The sequence below is a fragment of the Shewanella marina JCM 15074 genome, assembly GCF_000614975.1.
GTDB lineage: Bacteria > Pseudomonadota > Gammaproteobacteria > Enterobacterales > Shewanellaceae > Shewanella > Shewanella marina.
Map to the genome: position 1 here is coordinate 1 of NZ_BALM01000011.1, position 17,827 is coordinate 17,827.

Consider the following 17,827-nt stretch of genomic DNA (forward strand, 5'->3'; position numbering starts at 1 on the left):
AGTGGCCTTGTTTTTTCCAATAATAAATTGTCCCATGTAATGTATAGAGGCTAATAAATAAAAATTAATATCACATATCGTATTTACAGCCTCCATTATTACAGTATTTATACTTAATCTTGTTTATTACTATGTAGGCAAGATTAAGTAAACAGGAGTTTGCTATGAAAGAAATAAAGTTAGAACAGGTGATGGCATATCAAAATGAAGATATTGTTGCTCGCTTTATAAAAAATTATGGTGTTGATAAAGAACAAGCCAATATTATATTTGATGATGTTAAACGTTGGTTGTGGCTAGCTTATAAAGTCAGAGCTGAAGGAATCAAAAAACCATTAGTGATTGATGCCCAATTAGTTGTTTTAGATGAAATGTGGCACAACTTTATTTTATTCACTCGAGAGTATAGTGGTTTCTGTAAAGCGTTATTTGGTCAATATTTACATCACTCGCCTAATACTGAATCAAATAAAAAGAAAGAAGCTGACAAATATAAAGATATGTCAGTTGCGGAACGAAAGAAAATATTGATGGACAGTAAACGTTGGCAGTATGAGTTTATTTATGATCATTTAGGTAAAGATGTATTTATTCGTTGGTATAAAGAATATCCAAGTCAATATACGGTTGAATCACTGTGTCAGATGGCTTATGAGGCTGAACATCAGCGTTCTGAAAATAAACGCAATGAGTTTGAGCGGATGAGAGGCGAAATGTCTGGCGCAGCTTAGACAAACGGGAGGACGGTATGCAGTATTTTTCTGATAGAGATAAACTTTTTAGAAAAGAGGTTTTGGAAAAGAATAATAAAGTAAAAACGTTAGGTGAAGTGCTGCTACGTCAACCGCCTGAGTACAAGTGGATTGCCTATATTTTATTTATCGCAATTTGTGTTTTTGTCGTTTATTTATTTATGGGGAATTACGCTAAACACGCCACTGTATTTGGGGTCATTACTGTAGATAAAGGCGTTGTAAAATTAAGTGCGAGCCGTGAAGGAAAAATTGAGCAGCAGTTATTTAATGAAGGCGATATCGTTGCGAAAGGGCAACTGCTATATGTTATTTCAACTGAGCGACATAGTTCTTTAGATAAAAACTTAGATCAAAATATTTTGCTGCAACAACAACAATTAAACCAGTCTTTACAAGAAGATATTAAGATTGCCGAACAAAAGATGGTGCTCGATAAACAGCTATTAAGTGACAGAATAGTCGCTAAAAAGAGTGAGATTAATCATCTTGAACAACAGCTCGTTATCTATGACGAACGTTTGGTGTTAGCACGTAAAAGTCTACAACGTAATGAGCAACTATTAGCTTCAGGGCATACCAATCAAGCCCAAATCGACAATGTCTATGAAGATTATTTAGCGCTGAAAACTAAACGTAACGATCTGAATTTAAAAATCACAAATAGTGAAACTAAACTCACGGAACTGAATAATGACTTAGCATTAATGCCTGCTGTTTTTAATGAAAAAATTAACTTACTCGAGCGTAAACTGATTGAGAATGAGCAACGCATTGTCGATGCTTCCGCTAAAATTGATTATCGAATTTATGCGCCCACAGCAGGCGTTATCGCCACTCAGCATTCGTTTATTGGTGAGTACATTAAAAAAGGCGAATTGATTGGCAGTTTGATCCCCGCTGATTCTACTTTGCAAGCAGAGTTATATGTGCCTGCAAGCTCCATTGGTTTTATTAAGGAAGGCCAACAAGTTGCCATGCGCTATAGCGCCTTTCCATATCAGCACTTTGGCTTGCAGCAGGGACAAGTTGCTAGTGTTTCAAAGGTCATTTCATTACCGGAAGAGTTGCAAACCACGGTCGAGCTGTCTGGCGCCGTTTATAAGGTGGTGGTGTCGCTAACATCGCAACACATTAAGGTTGGCGAGGACCTGATTAGCTTAGGTGTTGGAATGGAGTTAGAAGCAAGCGTAAAACTTGAAGATCGTTCATTGGTGCAATGGATTTTAGAGCCTATTTACAGCTTAAGGGACAGTTAACATGAATAACTTAATTGATCGAATTAATTTTTCTGGTAAGCAGTCTTTACCTGTTATTTTACAAACAGAAGCCGCTGAATGTGGTTTAGCTGCTATGGCGATGATTGCTGGATATTATGGCTGTAATATCGATTTATTTCATTTGCGCCAAATGCATCGAGTATCAATGACAGGCTCTACTTTACGTGGACTGACCCAATTAGCGGATAAAATTGGCTTAGAACATAGAGCGGTACAGTGTCAGTTAGAAGATATGAAGCAGCTAAAGACACCTTGTATTATTCACTGGGATCTTGATCATTTTGTGGTATTGAAAAAAATATCGGGTAACAAATTTCATATTCATGACCCTGCTACAGGTTTACGAGTGTGCTCTTTGGCAGAGATGTCAGATAGCTACACCGGTGTGGCACTAGAACTTACGCCTAAAAATGATTTTAAAAAACAAGAACACGTTGAAACGGCGTCGTTAAGTTCATTCTGGACCAACTTAGAAGGCTGGAAACAATCTTTACTGACGATTTTTATTTTTTCGATGTTATTACAAGCATTTATTTTGGTGACGCCAATATTTATGCAGCTTACTGTGGACGACGTCATTATCAGCAATGATTATAGTTTGTTGATGATACTTGCAATTGGTTTTGGCTGCGTGTTGCTACTACAGGCTTTATCGACTGGACTCAGGTCATTATTGATTATGTTATTAGGTAATCAGTTGTCATTGCAGATGAACTCGAATTTGGTCGGTCATCTGTTTAAATTGCCGATGGATTACTTTGAAAAGCGTCATATTGGTGATGTGGTATCACGTTTTCGCTCATTAGAATCGATTAAAAATCTACTGACTACCACGTTAGTTGAAAGTATTGTTGATGGTCTAATCGTCATCGGCTTATTAGTGATGATGTACATCTACAGCATTGAACTCATGTTATTGGTGGTATTGGCTTCAGCCTTGTATTTATTAGTACGGGTGGTGTCATATCAAAAGCTACGCCATGTAAACCGTGAGAATATTGTTGCCACTGCAAAGAAAGACAGCAATTTTATGGAGTCGGTACGGGGCATTCAGAGTATTAAGTTATTTACTAAAGAGGCCGACAGGTTAAGCCTGTTTAATAATTTCAATGTCGACAGTGCTAATACCTCGATTAAAGTTGAGCGTCTACGAGTCATGTTTAGCTGGACCAGCATGCTTATTTTTGGTGTTGAAAATATTCTAGTCATTTACCTGGGGGCTGAAATGGTGATGACGAATATTTTAACTGTGGGAATGTTACTAGCTTTTGTGTCATATAAAACTCAGTTTGAGCAAAAAATTAATAATCTCATTGATAAATATATTGAGTTTAAAATGTGTTATCTGCACTTGGAGCGTTTGGGCGATATCACCTTAACGGAACAAGAAAGTGATTTGGGCGAAGCAGATGATGAATTTAATGTGGCTGGTAATTTGACGCTTAAAGAGATTCAATTTAGCTATTCTGACGAAGAGCGAGATGTGTTAAATAACTTAAGCTTAACCATAAGTAGTGGTGATTCAGTCGCGATTGTTGGGCCATCAGGTTGTGGAAAAAGCACGCTCATGAAAGTGATGTTAGGATTATTAAAACCGAGCCAAGGGCAGGTCTTAGTTGATGGTCGAGATATTCGTAAGATCGGTTTAGTTAACTTTAGAAATCAAGTGGCTAGCGTCTTGCAAAACGATCAACTTTTATCTGGCACCATTATGGATAATATTACATTTTTCAGCCAAGAACCTGATCGTCAGTGGGCTGAAAAATGTGCTGAACTTGCGGGGATAGATAAAGACATACAGCGGTTGCCCATGGCTTATCGTTCTCTGATTGGTGATATGGGATCGAGTCTTTCTGGTGGGCAAGCACAACGTCTACTGTTGGCTAGAGCTTTTTATAAGCGACCTAAGATTTTATTCTTAGATGAGGCGACCTCGAGCTTAGACTTAGCGACCGAACAACATGTTAATGCGGCAGTAAAGCAGCTTAATATTACGCGAATTATGATTGCTCACCGACCGCAGACAGTGATGACAGCAGATCGCATTTTGCGTTTTGATAAAAATGGTGTGCAGGAAATCAGTAAAGAGGACTTTGGTCAACGCCGCCGCGCAAATAGTGCTGCATTTGCCTCTGCATGATAGGTATAAGCCAACTACAATTGTTGAGCGATAGCTTTATATTGTCTACAATGGCGCACTTTTTGACTTTGGGTAAGAAATAATATGAGCGACACTCAATCACAACCAGCTTTACCAGATCGCCTTTCAGGTAATCCACGTAGCCGTTTTCATGTGGCAGAATTTTTTGAGCATGACATTGGTATCCGTTTAAACGGCAAAGAGCGTTTTGATGTTGAAGAATATTGCATCAGTGAAGGTTGGGTAAAAATTCCTTCGCCTAAAGCGCTAGATCGTTTCGGTCAACCGATGTTAATTACCTTAAAAGGTACTGTTGAAGCATTTATTAAGTAACCTTGTTTGGGTAATTAATTGCAGAATTTAACAAGGGTCTAATTTATTTAGACCCTTTTTTATTGTGTTATTTATGCATTGAGCGAGACTTTATTTGAGTTTGAAGCTGCATGAGTTTAGTTTCTAGCTCTTGTCGATACAGGCTTTGACCTTGGCATTTTTGTAGGACAAAATTACAGGTTCTTACGACAGTACGCCATCTTGGATTTTGTGGTAGGGTAGCTAAGCTAAAATAACGCTCCATCGCCCTAGCACGTAAGCGGCCATCATCAATACCCACGCTCCAAATTTTACTCTGTTGTGCCAGTTCTAATTTACCTGTTTGGGTATTTTCTTCCCACATTTGTAGGGCTAAATGCATTAACTCGATTAATTGACTTTTAACCTCATCATCGCTGATCTCTTTTATTGGTGGTGTCACCTGTTTAGTTGTCTCTGGTGTGCTTTGGTTTTCAGGCGTAATTGCTGTTGCGGTTTTAGTGCGGAAATGATGCCATCCCCATATTACTAATAGCGAGCCAATGATTATCGCTGCTAGTATCCAAAATAAAGGAAAAAACAATTTATTATCGGTCGTTGCAGGCTGTGGGGTAAATGTAAATGAGCTCTTAATTTTTTCAATTCTTAGATCATTTTTACGAATAAGTTGCGAAGATAATGTATCTGCATATAAACGCCAGTATTTGCTGGATTGTTCAAAGTTAAGTTGTTTTTCACTGAGCGTCGCCATCGCCGTATAGAGCTGTTCTTGTAGTTTATACTCTTTATTTTTTTTCATTAATTGGTATGCCATTTCAAAGGCTTGATAAGCTTGCTCTAGTTTGTTCTGCTTTTCATAAATGATGCCTTGAATATACCAATATTTAGGGTTTTGCTCAGATGATTGGAATAAATTAAAGGTATGCTTAGCTTGATCTAACCATGATTGTGCTTGGCTAAGTTGATTGGATTGTGCGGTTATCTCTGCCAATAGTACATAAGCATTTGATAAATATCGAAAGGCATTTTCCTGCTTAAATATATCTGCAGCATTATTGAGTAATTCTAACGCCTTATGTGTGTCTCCATTTAAATAGAAGGCATAGCCTAGTTTTGACAGGGTATTGTTAGCTCTGAGCGATTGGCCGATATCATTAAAAAGTGAGTAGGCATTACGATATGACACAATCGCTTCGTTAAGCTTGTGTTGGTCAACATATAAGGAGCCTAAGTTGTTTAGTACAACCGCTTGTCCTAGCTTATTTTTTTCCTGATTATGGAGTTCATAACTTTTCATTAGCAATTGAATGCTGGTATCAAAATCACCGTAAACTTTATAGATATTGGCTAAGTCGTTATAGCTTAGTGAAACAAGTTTGTTGTTCTTTATTTCAATTGCTAGAGAAAGGGATTGCTCAAACTCTTTAAAAGCTTGTTCATACAAACGTTGGTGGAAATAACTAATACCTAATTGACGGTGGAGGCGAATCGCTAAGGTGGGATCTAGATTTGAGACTTGTTTTAAGTTGGTTTTAAGTAAGGTTTCTGCAGAGGTGAGATCGCCTATTTCTTGATACAGTGTCGACAGTGCCAAGCTGGATAATATGTATTGTTGACTATCAGGTTTTAATGTTTTGAGTAGATTCTCGCATTTTAAGATTTGCTGGCTAACATTAGTTTGTTCAATATTATGCGGACGACATACTAATTCATCTGCTTGAGTCGAAAATATAGTAAGAAAAGTGACTAAATAAACGAATAAATTGCAACTTCTGTGTAAGTACCTTTCGAAATCCATCAGTAGATGTTCCTTATCAATCTCTTATTATCTCAATAAGCGAAAATAAACAATGTATGTCTCTGTTCGCTTATAAAATAAGTTAAAAAGTCAGGTTTACAAGTCCTATGTATTTCAAGTTGTTAGAAGCAAAACATGCCCTGTAACTGTCATATTTTCCCTAATTTAAGCCCTAGATGACCCTAGCAAAAATAGCAAATATAGTCCAAATTTTTAACAAATTAATCGTTTTAATTTTACTTGCGGCAGTCGCAACTACAACTTGATGTGTGCCAGCAGTTATTCAGTTTTTGTAAGTATTGATTGAGATAATTGCGGACTAAAATAATGAAGAGGGCTAGACAGATGAATCCAACAAAGAATCAAAAAAGTATGAATAAAAATAGTCATGAGGCTGAGTTACAAGCCGATGCTAAAGATGAACGTTTGCAAACCATTGATGATGCATTATTGGATAATTGCTCTGGAGGCGTGAACGAAGGTATATGTAATGGACATCAATTTTGTGTGTATTGCCAAATACCACCTCAAAATTAAATAACTAAAACAAAGCAAGCTAACCGTTAAACAATATTAACGGTTAGCTTGTTTGTACTGATTAATCTGTATCGTAATCCAGTACCGGTTGTAGCCATTTTTCAGCTTCGGCGATGGTCATTCCTTTTCGGTTGGCATAATCTTCAACTTGATCGCGACCAATATTGGTTACCCCAAAGTAACGTGATTGTGGGTGGGCAAAGTACCAGCCGCTGACGGCTGCGGTTGGGTACATGGCATAACTTTCAGTGATATTAAGATCGATATTTTGATCAGGTTGCAATAACTGCCAGAGTAACCCTTTTTCTGTGTGATCTGGGCAAGCAGGATAACCTGGCGCAGGTCGAATACCTTTGTATTTTTCACGGATAAGGGCTTCATTATCGAGCGATTCATCAGTGGCATAACCCCAAAATTCTTTACGCACTCGTTCATGCATTCGTTCAGCAAAAGCTTCTGCTAAGCGATCGGCTAAACATTTGAGCATAATGGCACTGTAATCATCATGATTAGCTTCAAATCGCGCAATATGTGCGTCGATGCCATGCCCCGCAGTAACGGCAAAACCACCCATATAGTCTGCCACACCACTTTCTTTCGGTGCGACAAAGTCAGCTAAACAGAAGTTGTTATTACTGACTCGCTCAATCTGCATCCGTAAATGATGCGTGGTTAACAAGGTTTGTTGACGCGTTTCATCGGTATAGAGTTCAATATCATCATGATTGATGCTATTTGCGGGGAATAAGCCTATGACCGCTTTAGCCGTTAACCATTTTTCATTAATGATCTGGTTAAGCATCTGTTTGCCATCGCTAAACAGTTTGCGTGCTTCTTCACCGACCACCTTATCTTCTAGGATTTCTGGATAATGACCATGTAACTCCCAACTTCTAAAAAAAGGCGTCCAATCAATACGCTCGACTAAATCAGTCAGAGGATAATCATCAAATACTTGGATGCCTAACTTATTAGGGGGTATGGCTTGATAATTGTGCCAATCATGTTGGCATCGATTGGCTCTTGCTTCTTCAATAGAGATAATTTTTTTACGTTTAGTTTGGCTATTACGCTTGTCACGCATGGTTTGATATTCGTCATAGATGGCATCAATTGTTGCCTGACGGGTTTGGTTATTAATTAACTTACTCACCATTGGCACGGCTCTAGAGGCATCCGCAATATAGATAGCCCCATGAGGAGCGTGGGGAGCAATCTTGACTGCGGTATGGATCTTAGAGCAGGTAGCACCACCAATAATGGCTGGAATCGTTAGTCCTTCACGGTGAAAGGTTTTAACGTTATGAACCATTTCATCTAAGCTTGGGGTGATTAACCCCGACATACCAATAATGTCGACATTTTCAGCTTTCGCGACTTCGATTATTTTCTCAACCGGTACCATTACGCCTAGATCGATCACTTCATAGCCATTACAAGCCAGTACCACGCCGACAATATTTTTGCCGATATCATGTACATCGCCTTTTACCGTGACCATTAAAATCTTGCCATTGGATTGGCCAGCTATTTTTTCAGCTTCAATATAAGGATTTAAATAAGAAACAGCTTTTTTCATGACCCGAGCAGATTTGACTACTTGAGGTAAAAACATTTTGCCTGAACCAAATAGATCTCCCACCACATTCATGCCATCCATTAATGGCCCTTCAATCACATCTAGTGGTCTGCTAGCAGCTGCACGTGCTTCTTCAGTATCTTGGTCAATATACTCAGTGATCCCTTTTACCAGTGCATGCTCAAGTCGTTTATTGACTGGGAGTTGCCGCCAACTTAAATCAGTTTTAGATTCAGCTTTTGCCCCATCTCCGCGATATTTTTCTGCTACGTCGAGTAATTGTTCAGTATTGTTTGAATTAGTAAGGGGGCAAGGTAAGTTGAGTACCACATGTTCAACTAACGGTTTAAGTTCTGCATCAATATCATCATAAATTGCCAGTTGACTTGGATTGACAATGCCCATGCTCATTCCCGCCTTGATGGCGTGGTAAAGGAATACCGCATGGATTGCCTCACGGACGGGGTTGTTGCCTCTAAATGAAAACGACACATTCGATACGCCACCTGAGATCATGGCATGTGGCAGAGTGCGTTTAATTTCTGCGGTCGCTTCAATAAAGTCGACACCATAGTTATCGTGTTCCTCAATACCGGTGGCGATAGCGAAAATATTGGGGTCAAAAATAATGTCTTCAGGTGCAAAACCGACGCGATCAACAAGGACACGATAAGCACGAGTGCAGATCTCAATTTTACGTGCTTTAGTGTCTGCTTGACCCGCTTCATCAAACGCCATCACAATGGCAGCGGCGCCATAGCGTTTGATTAATTTGGCCTGTTCAATAAATTTAGTTTCTCCCTCTTTAAGCGATATTGAGTTAACAATCCCCTTACCTTGAATGCATTTTAATCCAGCCTCAATCACCTCCCATTTGGATGAGTCGATCATTACAGGCACTTTGGATATATCTGGCTCAGATGCGACCAAGTTTAAAAACTTAGCCATCATCTCAACTCCATCCAACATGCCTTCATCCATATTGATATCGATAATTTGTGCGCCATTTTCAACTTGATCTCGGGCAACATCGAGAGCAGTTTCAAATTGTCCCTCTTTAATCAGCCGTAAAAATCGTGCTGAACCCGTGACGTTTGTGCGCTCTCCCACATTCACAAACAGTGAATCTTTATCTATGGTTAAGGGTTCTAGGCCTGATAAACGACATGCAACTTCGATAGTCGGTAATGGCCGTGGTGAATAGCAAGCAACGGCTTGTTTAATTGCGGTAATATGTTTTGGTGTGGTACCACAACAGCCGCCAATAATATTGATTAGACCTCTGGCTGCCCAATCTGCAATAACTTGTGCCATCTGCTGCGGCGTTTCATCATAACCACCAAATTCATTGGGCAATCCCGCATTAGGATGAGCAGAAACATAACTTTCACTTATACGGCTTAATTCTTCAATATAGGGACTTAGTTCTTTAGGGCCCAGTGCGCAATTGAGCCCCATAGATAGAGGTTTGATATGGCGTAATGAGTTATAAAATGCCTCGGTTGTTTGGCCGGTTAAGGTGCGACCTGAAGCATCTGTGATGGTGCCCGATATCATGACGGGTAATTTGATATTGCGCTGACAAAATACTTCATCAATGGCAAATAAAGCGGCTTTGGCATTGAGCGTATCAAAGATGGTTTCCACCATGATCAAATCAACTCCGCCCTCAATAAGTGCATGACATGATTCTTTATAGGCACTGACTAACTGATCAAAATGGATATTACGATAACTGGGATCATTAACATCAGGACTGATTGAGCAGGTACGGTTAGTTGGCCCGAGTACTCCTGCAACAAATTTTGGTATCCCCGTAATTTGGCTCACTTCATCAGCCGCGGATCGTGCAATTTTCGCTGCAGCTAAGTTAATGTCTGCTGCAATCGATTGCATATCGTAATCGGCCATCGCAATAGTGGTCGCGTTAAAGGTATTAGTTTCAATAATATCGGCGCCAGCATTGAGATAGGCAGATGGATATCTTTGATAATTTGTGGCTGAGTGAGCACTAAAAGATCATTGTTACCTTTGACATCACAGTGCCAATCTTTAAAACGCTGGCCTCTAAAATCGACTTCTGAAAGTTGATGATTTTGGATCATTGTTCCCATAGCACCATCAAGAATCAAAATACGTTGGTTGAGTTCGTGTTCAATGGGGTGTAAGGCAGAATGCGATGATGTCATATTATTTACCAACCTTTAGAGTCCAAATATTCATAATGTTGTTATTTTTTGAGAAAATAGGATTTAGTTTTGGACATATATCCGTATAGACGTCCATAATAGCCGAGTTAGAAGATTAAGGACAAGCGTTAATCAGTAATTAATCATTTGTTAATATTTATGTGAGTGACGATTTAGCGATGCAGCAATTTTCTATTTATCTTTTGCGTCATGGTCAATGCCAAGGTGGGGATATTTTACGGGGGCGCACTGATGTGGCATTAACCTCATTAGGCCAGCAACAAATGCAACAAGCATTGGCAAAGTTTGAGCATTTACCTTCATTAATTGTGACCTCACCACTGCAACGTTGCCTGCATTTTTGTCAGCTACAATGGCCTTCAGAGGTCATTCATTGTGTTACGCAATTAGCCGAATTTAATTTTGGCGATTGGGATGGGCAAACCTACCAGCAGTTATATCAAGATTATCCACAGCAATTAGATGCATTTTGGCAAGATCCTTGGCACAATCCGCCGCCAGCAGGTGAAACCATGATGGAATTTGAATTAAGGGTGATGCAAGCTTGGCAACATGTATTACAGTTAGTCGAGCAACAACAGCAAGATGCGCTGGTGGTGTGTCATGCGGGCGTTATTCGTTTTCTGCTTAGTTATGTTTTAGGTTGTTCAAAGCAAGTGGGTTTTTACAATGCCTTGCACTTACCTTATGCTGCCTTGCTGCAAATAAAATTATCAATAACAACAGATGGTCAGCAGTTTCTACAGCTTTGTTGGCCAGATTAAGACCTATATGTTGAGTATGGGAAGTTAGCTTCGTTAAGGTGTTAGTTATTTTATGACTAACTTAAATGGGAATGTGTATCTCGTATTATATCAATTAGATACTGACTGTCCCCGCAACTGTGAGTGCTTAGCACAAGTCAGACACCAGCCTTAATGTTGTTTTTTGCTTAAGCGGGTGCACTTAAGCGTAAAGGATATTCATGTCACAGAACAAAGCATTAACGGTTTGCTCTTTATCTTGGAAAATCGATGCAAAATCGATTTTATCTGAGATTAGTTTTGAGTTGCCGCAGTCTCAAATGCTGGCTGTCATTGGCCCTAACGGTGCGGGTAAGTCGAGTTTATTACGAGCAATCTATCGATTTATTCAGGCTAATAGTGGTCAAGTCATGCTATTTGGTGAAGATGTCAGCAAAATGAGCTTACGTCAACTGGCTAAGCAAGTTGCGGTGGTACAACAAGAAAATAACGATCACTTTATTAGCACCACCTTTGATTTAGTGGCGATGGGAATGTTACCGCATAAAAGTTGGTTTGAAGGTCATACTTTGGATGATCAACAGCAAGTTGAGCAAGCATTGACTATGGTTGGATTACTTGACAAAGCCAACTGCATGTTAAGTGAGTTATCTGGTGGTGAGCGACAACGCGCCTTGATTGCCCGAGCGATTGTACAAAAGCCTAAGCTGTTGATTTTAGATGAACCGACGAATCATCTTGATATTCGTTATCAAATTCAAATTTTAACCTTAATTAAAAAGCTTAATTTAACGGTGATCGTCTCTATTCATGATCTGAACTTAGCCAGCGCGATTTGTGACCAAATATTGTTATTAAATCATGGTTGTGTTGTTGCTCATGGTACTCCAGATGATGTGATTACAGAGGCAACCATTGCTGATGTTTTTGGGGTTAAATGCCAAATCAAACCGCATCCGTATCACCAGCGACCAATGGTGCAATATTTTTATGATAGTGAGGCGACTTATGACTAAGCAGCATCATTATTGCTCTTTGTCTTGGGTATTGTTTGTACTCGCACTTTTTACTTTTTTATTTAGTTTATCTTTAGGCGCATACCCAGTATCAATGGTGCAGGTGATAAATCATTTGTTGCCTGACTCAATTAGTTCTATTTGGTCGACAGCAACGCCAGACCCTTTAGTTCAACAAGTTATTTGGCAATTACGATTACCGCGCATGCTATTGGCTTTTATGGCTGGGGCTGGTCTTGCTTTAGCTGGGGCAGTATTACAACGAGTGACCCGAAATCCTTTAGCCGATCCCTATCTATTTGGTATCTCATCAGGTGCTTCATTTGGCGCAGTGGTGATGCTTACCCTATTCAATAATAAACTCGGGCATATTGGTATTAGCACTGGCGCTATGCTTGGGGCATTAGCGGCAATGGTCATTGTGGTTGGCTTAAGTGGCCGGCAAGTTAATCGCCAAGTTGAGCGGATGCTATTAGCAGGTGTAGTCACTTCATTTATGTTTGCCGCCTTATCGAGCTTATTACTGTATTTTGCTGACCCTCAGGCGGCTGCGAGTGTGCTGTTTTGGAGTTTAGGCAGCTTTACCCGTGCATCATGCCTATTTTAATTTGGCCATTGTTAGCCTTGAGCATTAGTTACTGCATCATTGTTGCTTATAAACGGCCACTAAAGGCGTTAAGTGCGGGTGATGAAACCGCTCACAGTCTTGGTGTTAATGTGGTTAAAGTGAGATTGTTGATGCTGGGGGTGTGCTCATTACTCACTGCGGTGTTAGTGGCATTTTGTGGCGGTATTGGCTTTGTCGGTTTGATGATCCCACATTGTGCGCGTTTGCTTTTTCCCCAACAATATTCATTTTTATTTGTCGGTTTGTTAGGCGGTATCTTTATGGTGTGGGTCGACGTATTTGCTCGCATGTTGCTAACCAATCAAGAGTTACCTATTGGTATTATCACCGCTGCAATGGGCAGCATCTTTTTCTTATTTATTCTTAAAAAGCGTCAGCGCTAATTGATAGGTATTACAGCTATGTATTGCATTACACCCGTTTCAACCGTTAATGACAGCGCAATTTGGCATAAAATTAACAATAAAACTAAACCCATTGGCGCATTAGGCAAATTAGAACCGCTGGCAGCACAATTAGCGGCAGTATTAGGGCATCAGCATATTAAGTTAATGCCCCAAGCCATGATTTTTGCAGCAGATCATGGTTTGGCGAGAGCCGGTGTTTCGATTGCGCCAAGTGAAGTGACCCAGCAGATGGTGCATAACTTTGTTGCAGGCGGCGCGGCTATCAATGTGTTTTGCAGACAAATGCAGATTGATTTAGAGGTGATTGATTGCGGCATGTTATCGCCGTTAGATGATTCATTGGGCGTGATTAACCAGCGATTAGGGGCGGGTACTGAGGCCATTAATGTTACTGAGGCTATGTCGTTAACTACCTTGGAACAGGGCTTTGAATTTGCTAATCAACGCGTTGAGTATCACCGTCAACAAGGTATCAATCTGTTATTGCTGGGGGAAATGGGGATTGGCAACACCTCATCTGCGTCAGCCTTAATGACAGCATTATTAGATATAGATAGCGATCTCTGTGTTGGTGCTGGCACGGGAATAGATGAACAGACATTAATTAGAAAACGACAGCTAGTTGCTGATGCAGTTGTTTTACATCAAGACAAACGTGGTGATACTAAGGCAATATTGGCTGCATTGGGTGGTTTTGAAATCGTGCAAATGACCGCCACTATGCTCGCTGCAGCACAAGCTAACATGCTCGTTATCATCGATGGTTTTATCGCATCTGCAGCGGCATTAGCCGCAGTAAAGTTAAATCCCCATGTTAAAGATTACCTGATTTTTGCTCATACCTCCCATGAACAAGGCCATCAATTGATGTTAGCTAATCTCGCGGCTAAACCATTATTAGATTTAGGATTACGCTTGGGGGAAGGGAGTGGTGCTGTGTTGGCCTATCCATTAATTGAGGCCGCAGCAAATTTTTATAATCAAATGGCCAGTTTTGAAGATGCTGGTGTTAATTCTGTAGTTTAAGGCCATGTTATGTTAAAGCGTCAAATTGGGTTATTTCTTGTTGCTATGGGTTTTTTTACCCGTATTCCTATGCCTGCATGGGTATTTACTGACACTGAAAAATTAAATCGAGCCAGCCGCTATTTTGGTTTAGTGGGTACCTTCGTTGGTATTATTACTGCAACTGTTTTTTGGTTAGCACAAACAGTGTTACCGATTGGCGTGGCGGTGGTGTTATCGATGATTGTCTCTGTGCTGTTGACGGGGGGATTTCATGAAGATGGCTTAGCCGATACTGCTGATGGCTTAGGTGGTGGCTGGAAAGTGGCTGATAAGCTCAACATCATGAAAGATTCTCGGTTAGGCAGCTATGGTGCACTTGCTCTAGTACTGGTATTACTATTGAAGTGGCAGTCGTTAACAGAGCTAGCACTGTATGATCCGATTACCGTGGTTGCCGCATTAATTGCGGCGCACACCTTAAGTCGAGTGGTTGCGGCCAGTTTTATTTTTACTGAAACCTATGTTCGAGATGATGAAACCAGCAAGAGTAAGCCGCTAGCCTCAGAGCAAAATGTCAATGATATTTCGATTTTGTTACTGTGCAGTTTACCTGTTGCTTTGTTGGTGCATCATCAAGTCTTTGTTTATTTAGTGGTTACCATGCTGGTGGCTCGATTTGTATTAGTGCGTATTTTTAGACGCCAAATTGGTGGCTATACCGGTGATGTACTGGGCGCTGTTCAGCAAGTTTGTGAGCTAATTTGTTATTTGGTTATTTTGCTCGCAGGAGGCTTAAATTGATTGAGCTGGTGTTGGGCGGCGCGCGCAGTGGTAAAAGCCATTACGCTGAAGCAACGGCTGCCAGCCTCGATTGTTCGTACTATTACTATATTGCGACGGCTGAAGCTCAAGATGCCGAAATGGCACGGCGCATTGCTCAGCATCAACAAGATCGGCTTAATGCTAAAATTGATTGGCAATTGATTGAAGCGCCACAAGATATTTGCACTCCTTTAGCTCAGTTTAATCAACCTCAGCAATGTATCGTAATTGATTGCCTGACCTTATGGCTAACTAATTTACTTTTGGCTGGAGCTGATATTAATGCGAGCAAACAGGCGCTAATTGATCAGTTAAGAATGACTCAGGCTAATGTGATTTTAGTCAGTAATGAAGTGGGTTTAGGTATAGTGCCATTGGGTGAGTTATCACGCCGTTTTGTCGATGAAGCGGGTTGGCTCAATCAAGCGATTGCCGCGATAGCAGATAAAGTGACCTTTATTGCTGCGGGTTTACCATTAAGGATGAAGGCTGATGGCTTATACTTTAATGGTACAAGGCACCACCTCTGATGCGGGTAAAAGTACGCTAGTAGCTGCATTAGGCCGAGCATTTGCGCAAGGTATTGAGCCGCAATTAAGTTATGTTGCGCCTTTTAAACCACAAAATATGGCGCTTAATAGTGCCGTAACTACAGATGGTGGTGAAATAGGTCGAGCGCAAGCTTTGCAAGCTTACGCTTGTGGTGTCGAGCCGCATACTGATTTTAACCCCATTTTACTCAAGCCGAGCTCTGATACACGGGCGCAAATTATTGTGCAAGGGCATGCTTTGTCTGAAATGGATGCTGCTCAGTATTTTAATGGCTATAAAGTTAATGCCATGATCCCGGTACTCGATTCATTTTCACGATTACAGCAGCAATATCAATTAGTCTTAGTTGAAGGTGCAGGGAGCCCTGCAGAAATCAATTTACGTGAAAATGATATTGCGAACATGGGCTTTGCAGAGGCGGTTGATTGCCCCGTTATTATTATTGCAGATATTGATAAAGGCGGAGTATTTGCGCATTTAGTTGGTACTTTGGCATTGCTGAGTGAAAGTGAACAAGCACGGGTTAAAGGCTTTGTGATTAACCGTTTTCGAGGTGATATTAGTTTATTGCAATCAGGTATTGATTGGTTAGAAAACTACACCAATAAACCAGTGCTTGGGGTGTTACCCTATTTAATGGACTTAAAAATTGATGCTGAAGATGCCATTGTTGAGCAACAGGTCAATGCATCTCAAGCTAAATTTAAAGTGCGAGTACTGACCCTGCCAAGGATCAGTAACCATACTGATTTTGATCCATTAAGGCAGCGCTGTGATATCGATTTTGCTTATATCAATGCCGCTAACAGTCATTATCAAGATTCAGGAGATCTGTTGATTATCCCTGGTAGTAAGAATGTTGCTGCTGACTTAGCCTTTTTGCGAGCGCAAGGTTGGGATAAATTGATTGAACGTCATCTGCGTTATGGTGGCAAGCTCATTGGTATTTGTGGCGGTTTGCAGATGCTCGGTCAAAGCATTTATGACCCATTGCAGATAGAGAGTTCAGATGGCTTAACCCAAGGGCTTGGCTTATTACCTATCACAACAGAATTAACGACCAGTAAACGTCTAACCCAAGTACAAGGGCAGTTATGTTTAAATGGGCAACTTGCCGATGTTAAAGGTTATGAAATTCATTGTGGAATTAGTCAATTTAATGCTGATATAGTAGCGCCCTTAACATTACAACAAATTGATAACCAAAAATTTACTGATGGCATGTTGTCTGATGATAATCAAATTTTTGTTAGTTATTTACATGGTATATTCGATCAGCCGCAAGCATGTCAGTTAATGCTTGCTTGGGCAGGACTTGAACAAGTCGAAGCGCTTGATATTGATGCCCAGCGTGAAACTGAATTAAATCGTCTTGCTACCATGGTCAATCAGCATTTAGATATGGATAAGCTGATTAATATTATAAAAGGAACGTCATGACTTCTGCCGCTGACAATGCTAAGCGTCATCAACAACGTCAACAAAAACTACAACAAACCGTTGCTGGTAAAGTTGCAGCTGCAACTGATGAGCGTGGGGTCTTGATGGTGTTAACTGGGAATGGTAAGGGTAAAACCACTGCGGCGATTGGTACAGTAACGCGGGCGGTTGGGCATGGTAAAAAAGCCGCCGTCGTACAGTTTATTAAAGGTAATTGGGAATGCGGTGAACGTAATTTGTTAGCCGCAAATGGTGTGCTGTTTGATGTGATGGCAACGGGCTTTACTTGGGATACTCAAGATAAAGAAGCCGATATAGCGGCTGCGCAAGAGACTTGGCAACAAGCGTTGTTACGATTACAAGATCCAACCATCGACTTGGTGGTATTGGACGAATTAACTTATATGTTGAGCTATCACTATTTAGCGGTTGATGATGTTGTGGCTGCAATTGAGCAAAGACCTACCCATCAACATGTGATTGTCACTGGGCGAGCTTGTCATCGCAAGTTAACGACATTGGCTGATACTGTCAGTGAAGTTAAACCGATAAAACATGCATTTGATGCTGGCATCAAAGCACAAGTAGGTTTTGATTATTAAG

13 protein-coding genes, 2 pseudogenes and 1 riboswitch are annotated in these 17,827 nt (G+C 40.5%); of the genes and pseudogenes, 13 read left to right on the forward strand and 2 right to left on the reverse strand.

Annotation, left to right across the window (positions count from 1 at the left end; translation table 11 throughout):
* The first annotated feature begins 164 nt into the window (after positions 1 to 164).
* The 4 genes from JCM15074_RS09845 (at position 165) to JCM15074_RS09860 (ending at position 4,505) form a co-directional block, all read left to right on the forward strand.
* Entirely contained in the window at positions 165 to 731 is a 567-nt protein-coding gene (locus JCM15074_RS09845; protein WP_025821047.1) for a UCP032817 domain-containing protein, read from the forward strand.
* A 17-nt stretch (positions 732 to 748) separates the two neighbouring features.
* The gene (locus JCM15074_RS09850; RefSeq protein WP_025821048.1) at positions 749 to 2,011 is read left to right on the forward strand and encodes an HlyD family secretion protein; all 1,263 of its coding nucleotides are present in this window, start codon (positions 749 to 751) and stop codon (positions 2,009 to 2,011) included.
* A gap of 1 nt (position 2,012) precedes the next feature.
* Positions 2,013 to 4,172: a peptidase domain-containing ABC transporter gene (locus JCM15074_RS09855; RefSeq protein WP_025821049.1), complete on the forward strand. Its 2,160-nt coding sequence runs from the start codon at positions 2,013 to 2,015 to the stop codon at positions 4,170 to 4,172.
* 84 nt (positions 4,173 to 4,256) lie between these two features.
* Positions 4,257 to 4,505, forward strand: coding sequence for a DUF3297 family protein (locus JCM15074_RS09860; protein WP_025821050.1), 249 nt, complete (start codon positions 4,257 to 4,259; stop codon positions 4,503 to 4,505).
* A 67-nt stretch (positions 4,506 to 4,572) separates the two neighbouring features.
* On the opposite strand, the gene JCM15074_RS09865 is transcribed toward JCM15074_RS09860, so the two are convergent.
* Positions 4,573 to 6,282, reverse strand: a complete 1,710-nt coding sequence (locus JCM15074_RS09865) for a tetratricopeptide repeat protein (protein ID WP_025821051.1) — start codon at positions 6,280 to 6,282, stop codon at positions 4,573 to 4,575.
* A gap of 345 nt (positions 6,283 to 6,627) precedes the next feature.
* On the opposite strand from JCM15074_RS09865, the gene JCM15074_RS09870 reads away from it, so the two are divergent.
* Positions 6,628 to 6,819, forward strand: a complete 192-nt coding sequence (locus tag JCM15074_RS09870) for a hypothetical protein (RefSeq protein ID WP_025821052.1) — start codon at positions 6,628 to 6,630, stop codon at positions 6,817 to 6,819.
* 61 nt (positions 6,820 to 6,880) lie between these two features.
* On the opposite strand, the pseudogene metH reads toward JCM15074_RS09870, so the two are convergent.
* Positions 6,881 to 10,587 (reverse strand): annotated as a pseudogene (gene metH / locus JCM15074_RS21725) (methionine synthase).
* A gap of 179 nt (positions 10,588 to 10,766) precedes the next feature.
* On the opposite strand from metH, the gene JCM15074_RS09880 reads away from it, so the two are divergent.
* The 8 genes and pseudogenes from JCM15074_RS09880 (at position 10,767) to cobO (ending at position 17,826) form a co-directional block, all read left to right on the forward strand.
* Positions 10,767 to 11,372, forward strand: coding sequence for a histidine phosphatase family protein (locus JCM15074_RS09880; protein WP_037469556.1), 606 nt, complete (start codon positions 10,767 to 10,769; stop codon positions 11,370 to 11,372).
* Positions 11,373 to 11,391: 19 nt separating this feature from the next.
* Positions 11,392 to 11,539, forward strand: a riboswitch (cobalamin riboswitch).
* Between the two features lie 33 nt (positions 11,540 to 11,572).
* Positions 11,573 to 12,367: an ABC transporter ATP-binding protein gene (locus JCM15074_RS21730; RefSeq protein ID WP_037469536.1), complete on the forward strand. Its 795-nt coding sequence runs from the start codon at positions 11,573 to 11,575 to the stop codon at positions 12,365 to 12,367.
* Positions 12,342 to 13,378: pseudogene (locus tag JCM15074_RS21735) on the forward strand (FecCD family ABC transporter permease). Before JCM15074_RS21730 ends, JCM15074_RS21735 begins: the two are co-directional and overlap by 26 nt.
* An 18-nt stretch (positions 13,379 to 13,396) precedes the next feature.
* A complete protein-coding gene (cobT, locus tag JCM15074_RS09895; protein ID WP_025821054.1) occupies positions 13,397 to 14,428 on the forward strand; it encodes a nicotinate-nucleotide--dimethylbenzimidazole phosphoribosyltransferase in 1,032 nt (343 codons plus the stop codon).
* Between the two features lie 69 nt (positions 14,429 to 14,497).
* A complete protein-coding gene (locus tag JCM15074_RS09900) occupies positions 14,498 to 15,211 on the forward strand; it encodes an adenosylcobinamide-GDP ribazoletransferase (RefSeq protein ID WP_373278899.1) in 714 nt (237 codons plus the stop codon).
* A complete protein-coding gene (gene cobU, locus JCM15074_RS09905) occupies positions 15,208 to 15,762 on the forward strand; it encodes a bifunctional adenosylcobinamide kinase/adenosylcobinamide-phosphate guanylyltransferase (protein ID WP_025821056.1) in 555 nt (184 codons plus the stop codon). Before JCM15074_RS09900 ends, cobU begins: the two co-directional genes overlap by 4 nt.
* A complete protein-coding gene (locus tag JCM15074_RS09910) occupies positions 15,725 to 17,224 on the forward strand; it encodes a cobyric acid synthase (RefSeq protein ID WP_025821057.1) in 1,500 nt (499 codons plus the stop codon). Before cobU ends, JCM15074_RS09910 begins: the two co-directional genes overlap by 38 nt.
* On the forward strand, positions 17,221 to 17,826 hold the full coding sequence (cobO, locus tag JCM15074_RS09915) for a cob(I)yrinic acid a,c-diamide adenosyltransferase (protein WP_025821058.1): 606 nt from the start codon (positions 17,221 to 17,223) through the stop codon (positions 17,824 to 17,826). Before JCM15074_RS09910 ends, cobO begins: the two co-directional genes overlap by 4 nt.
* Position 17,827 lies beyond the last annotated feature (1 nt).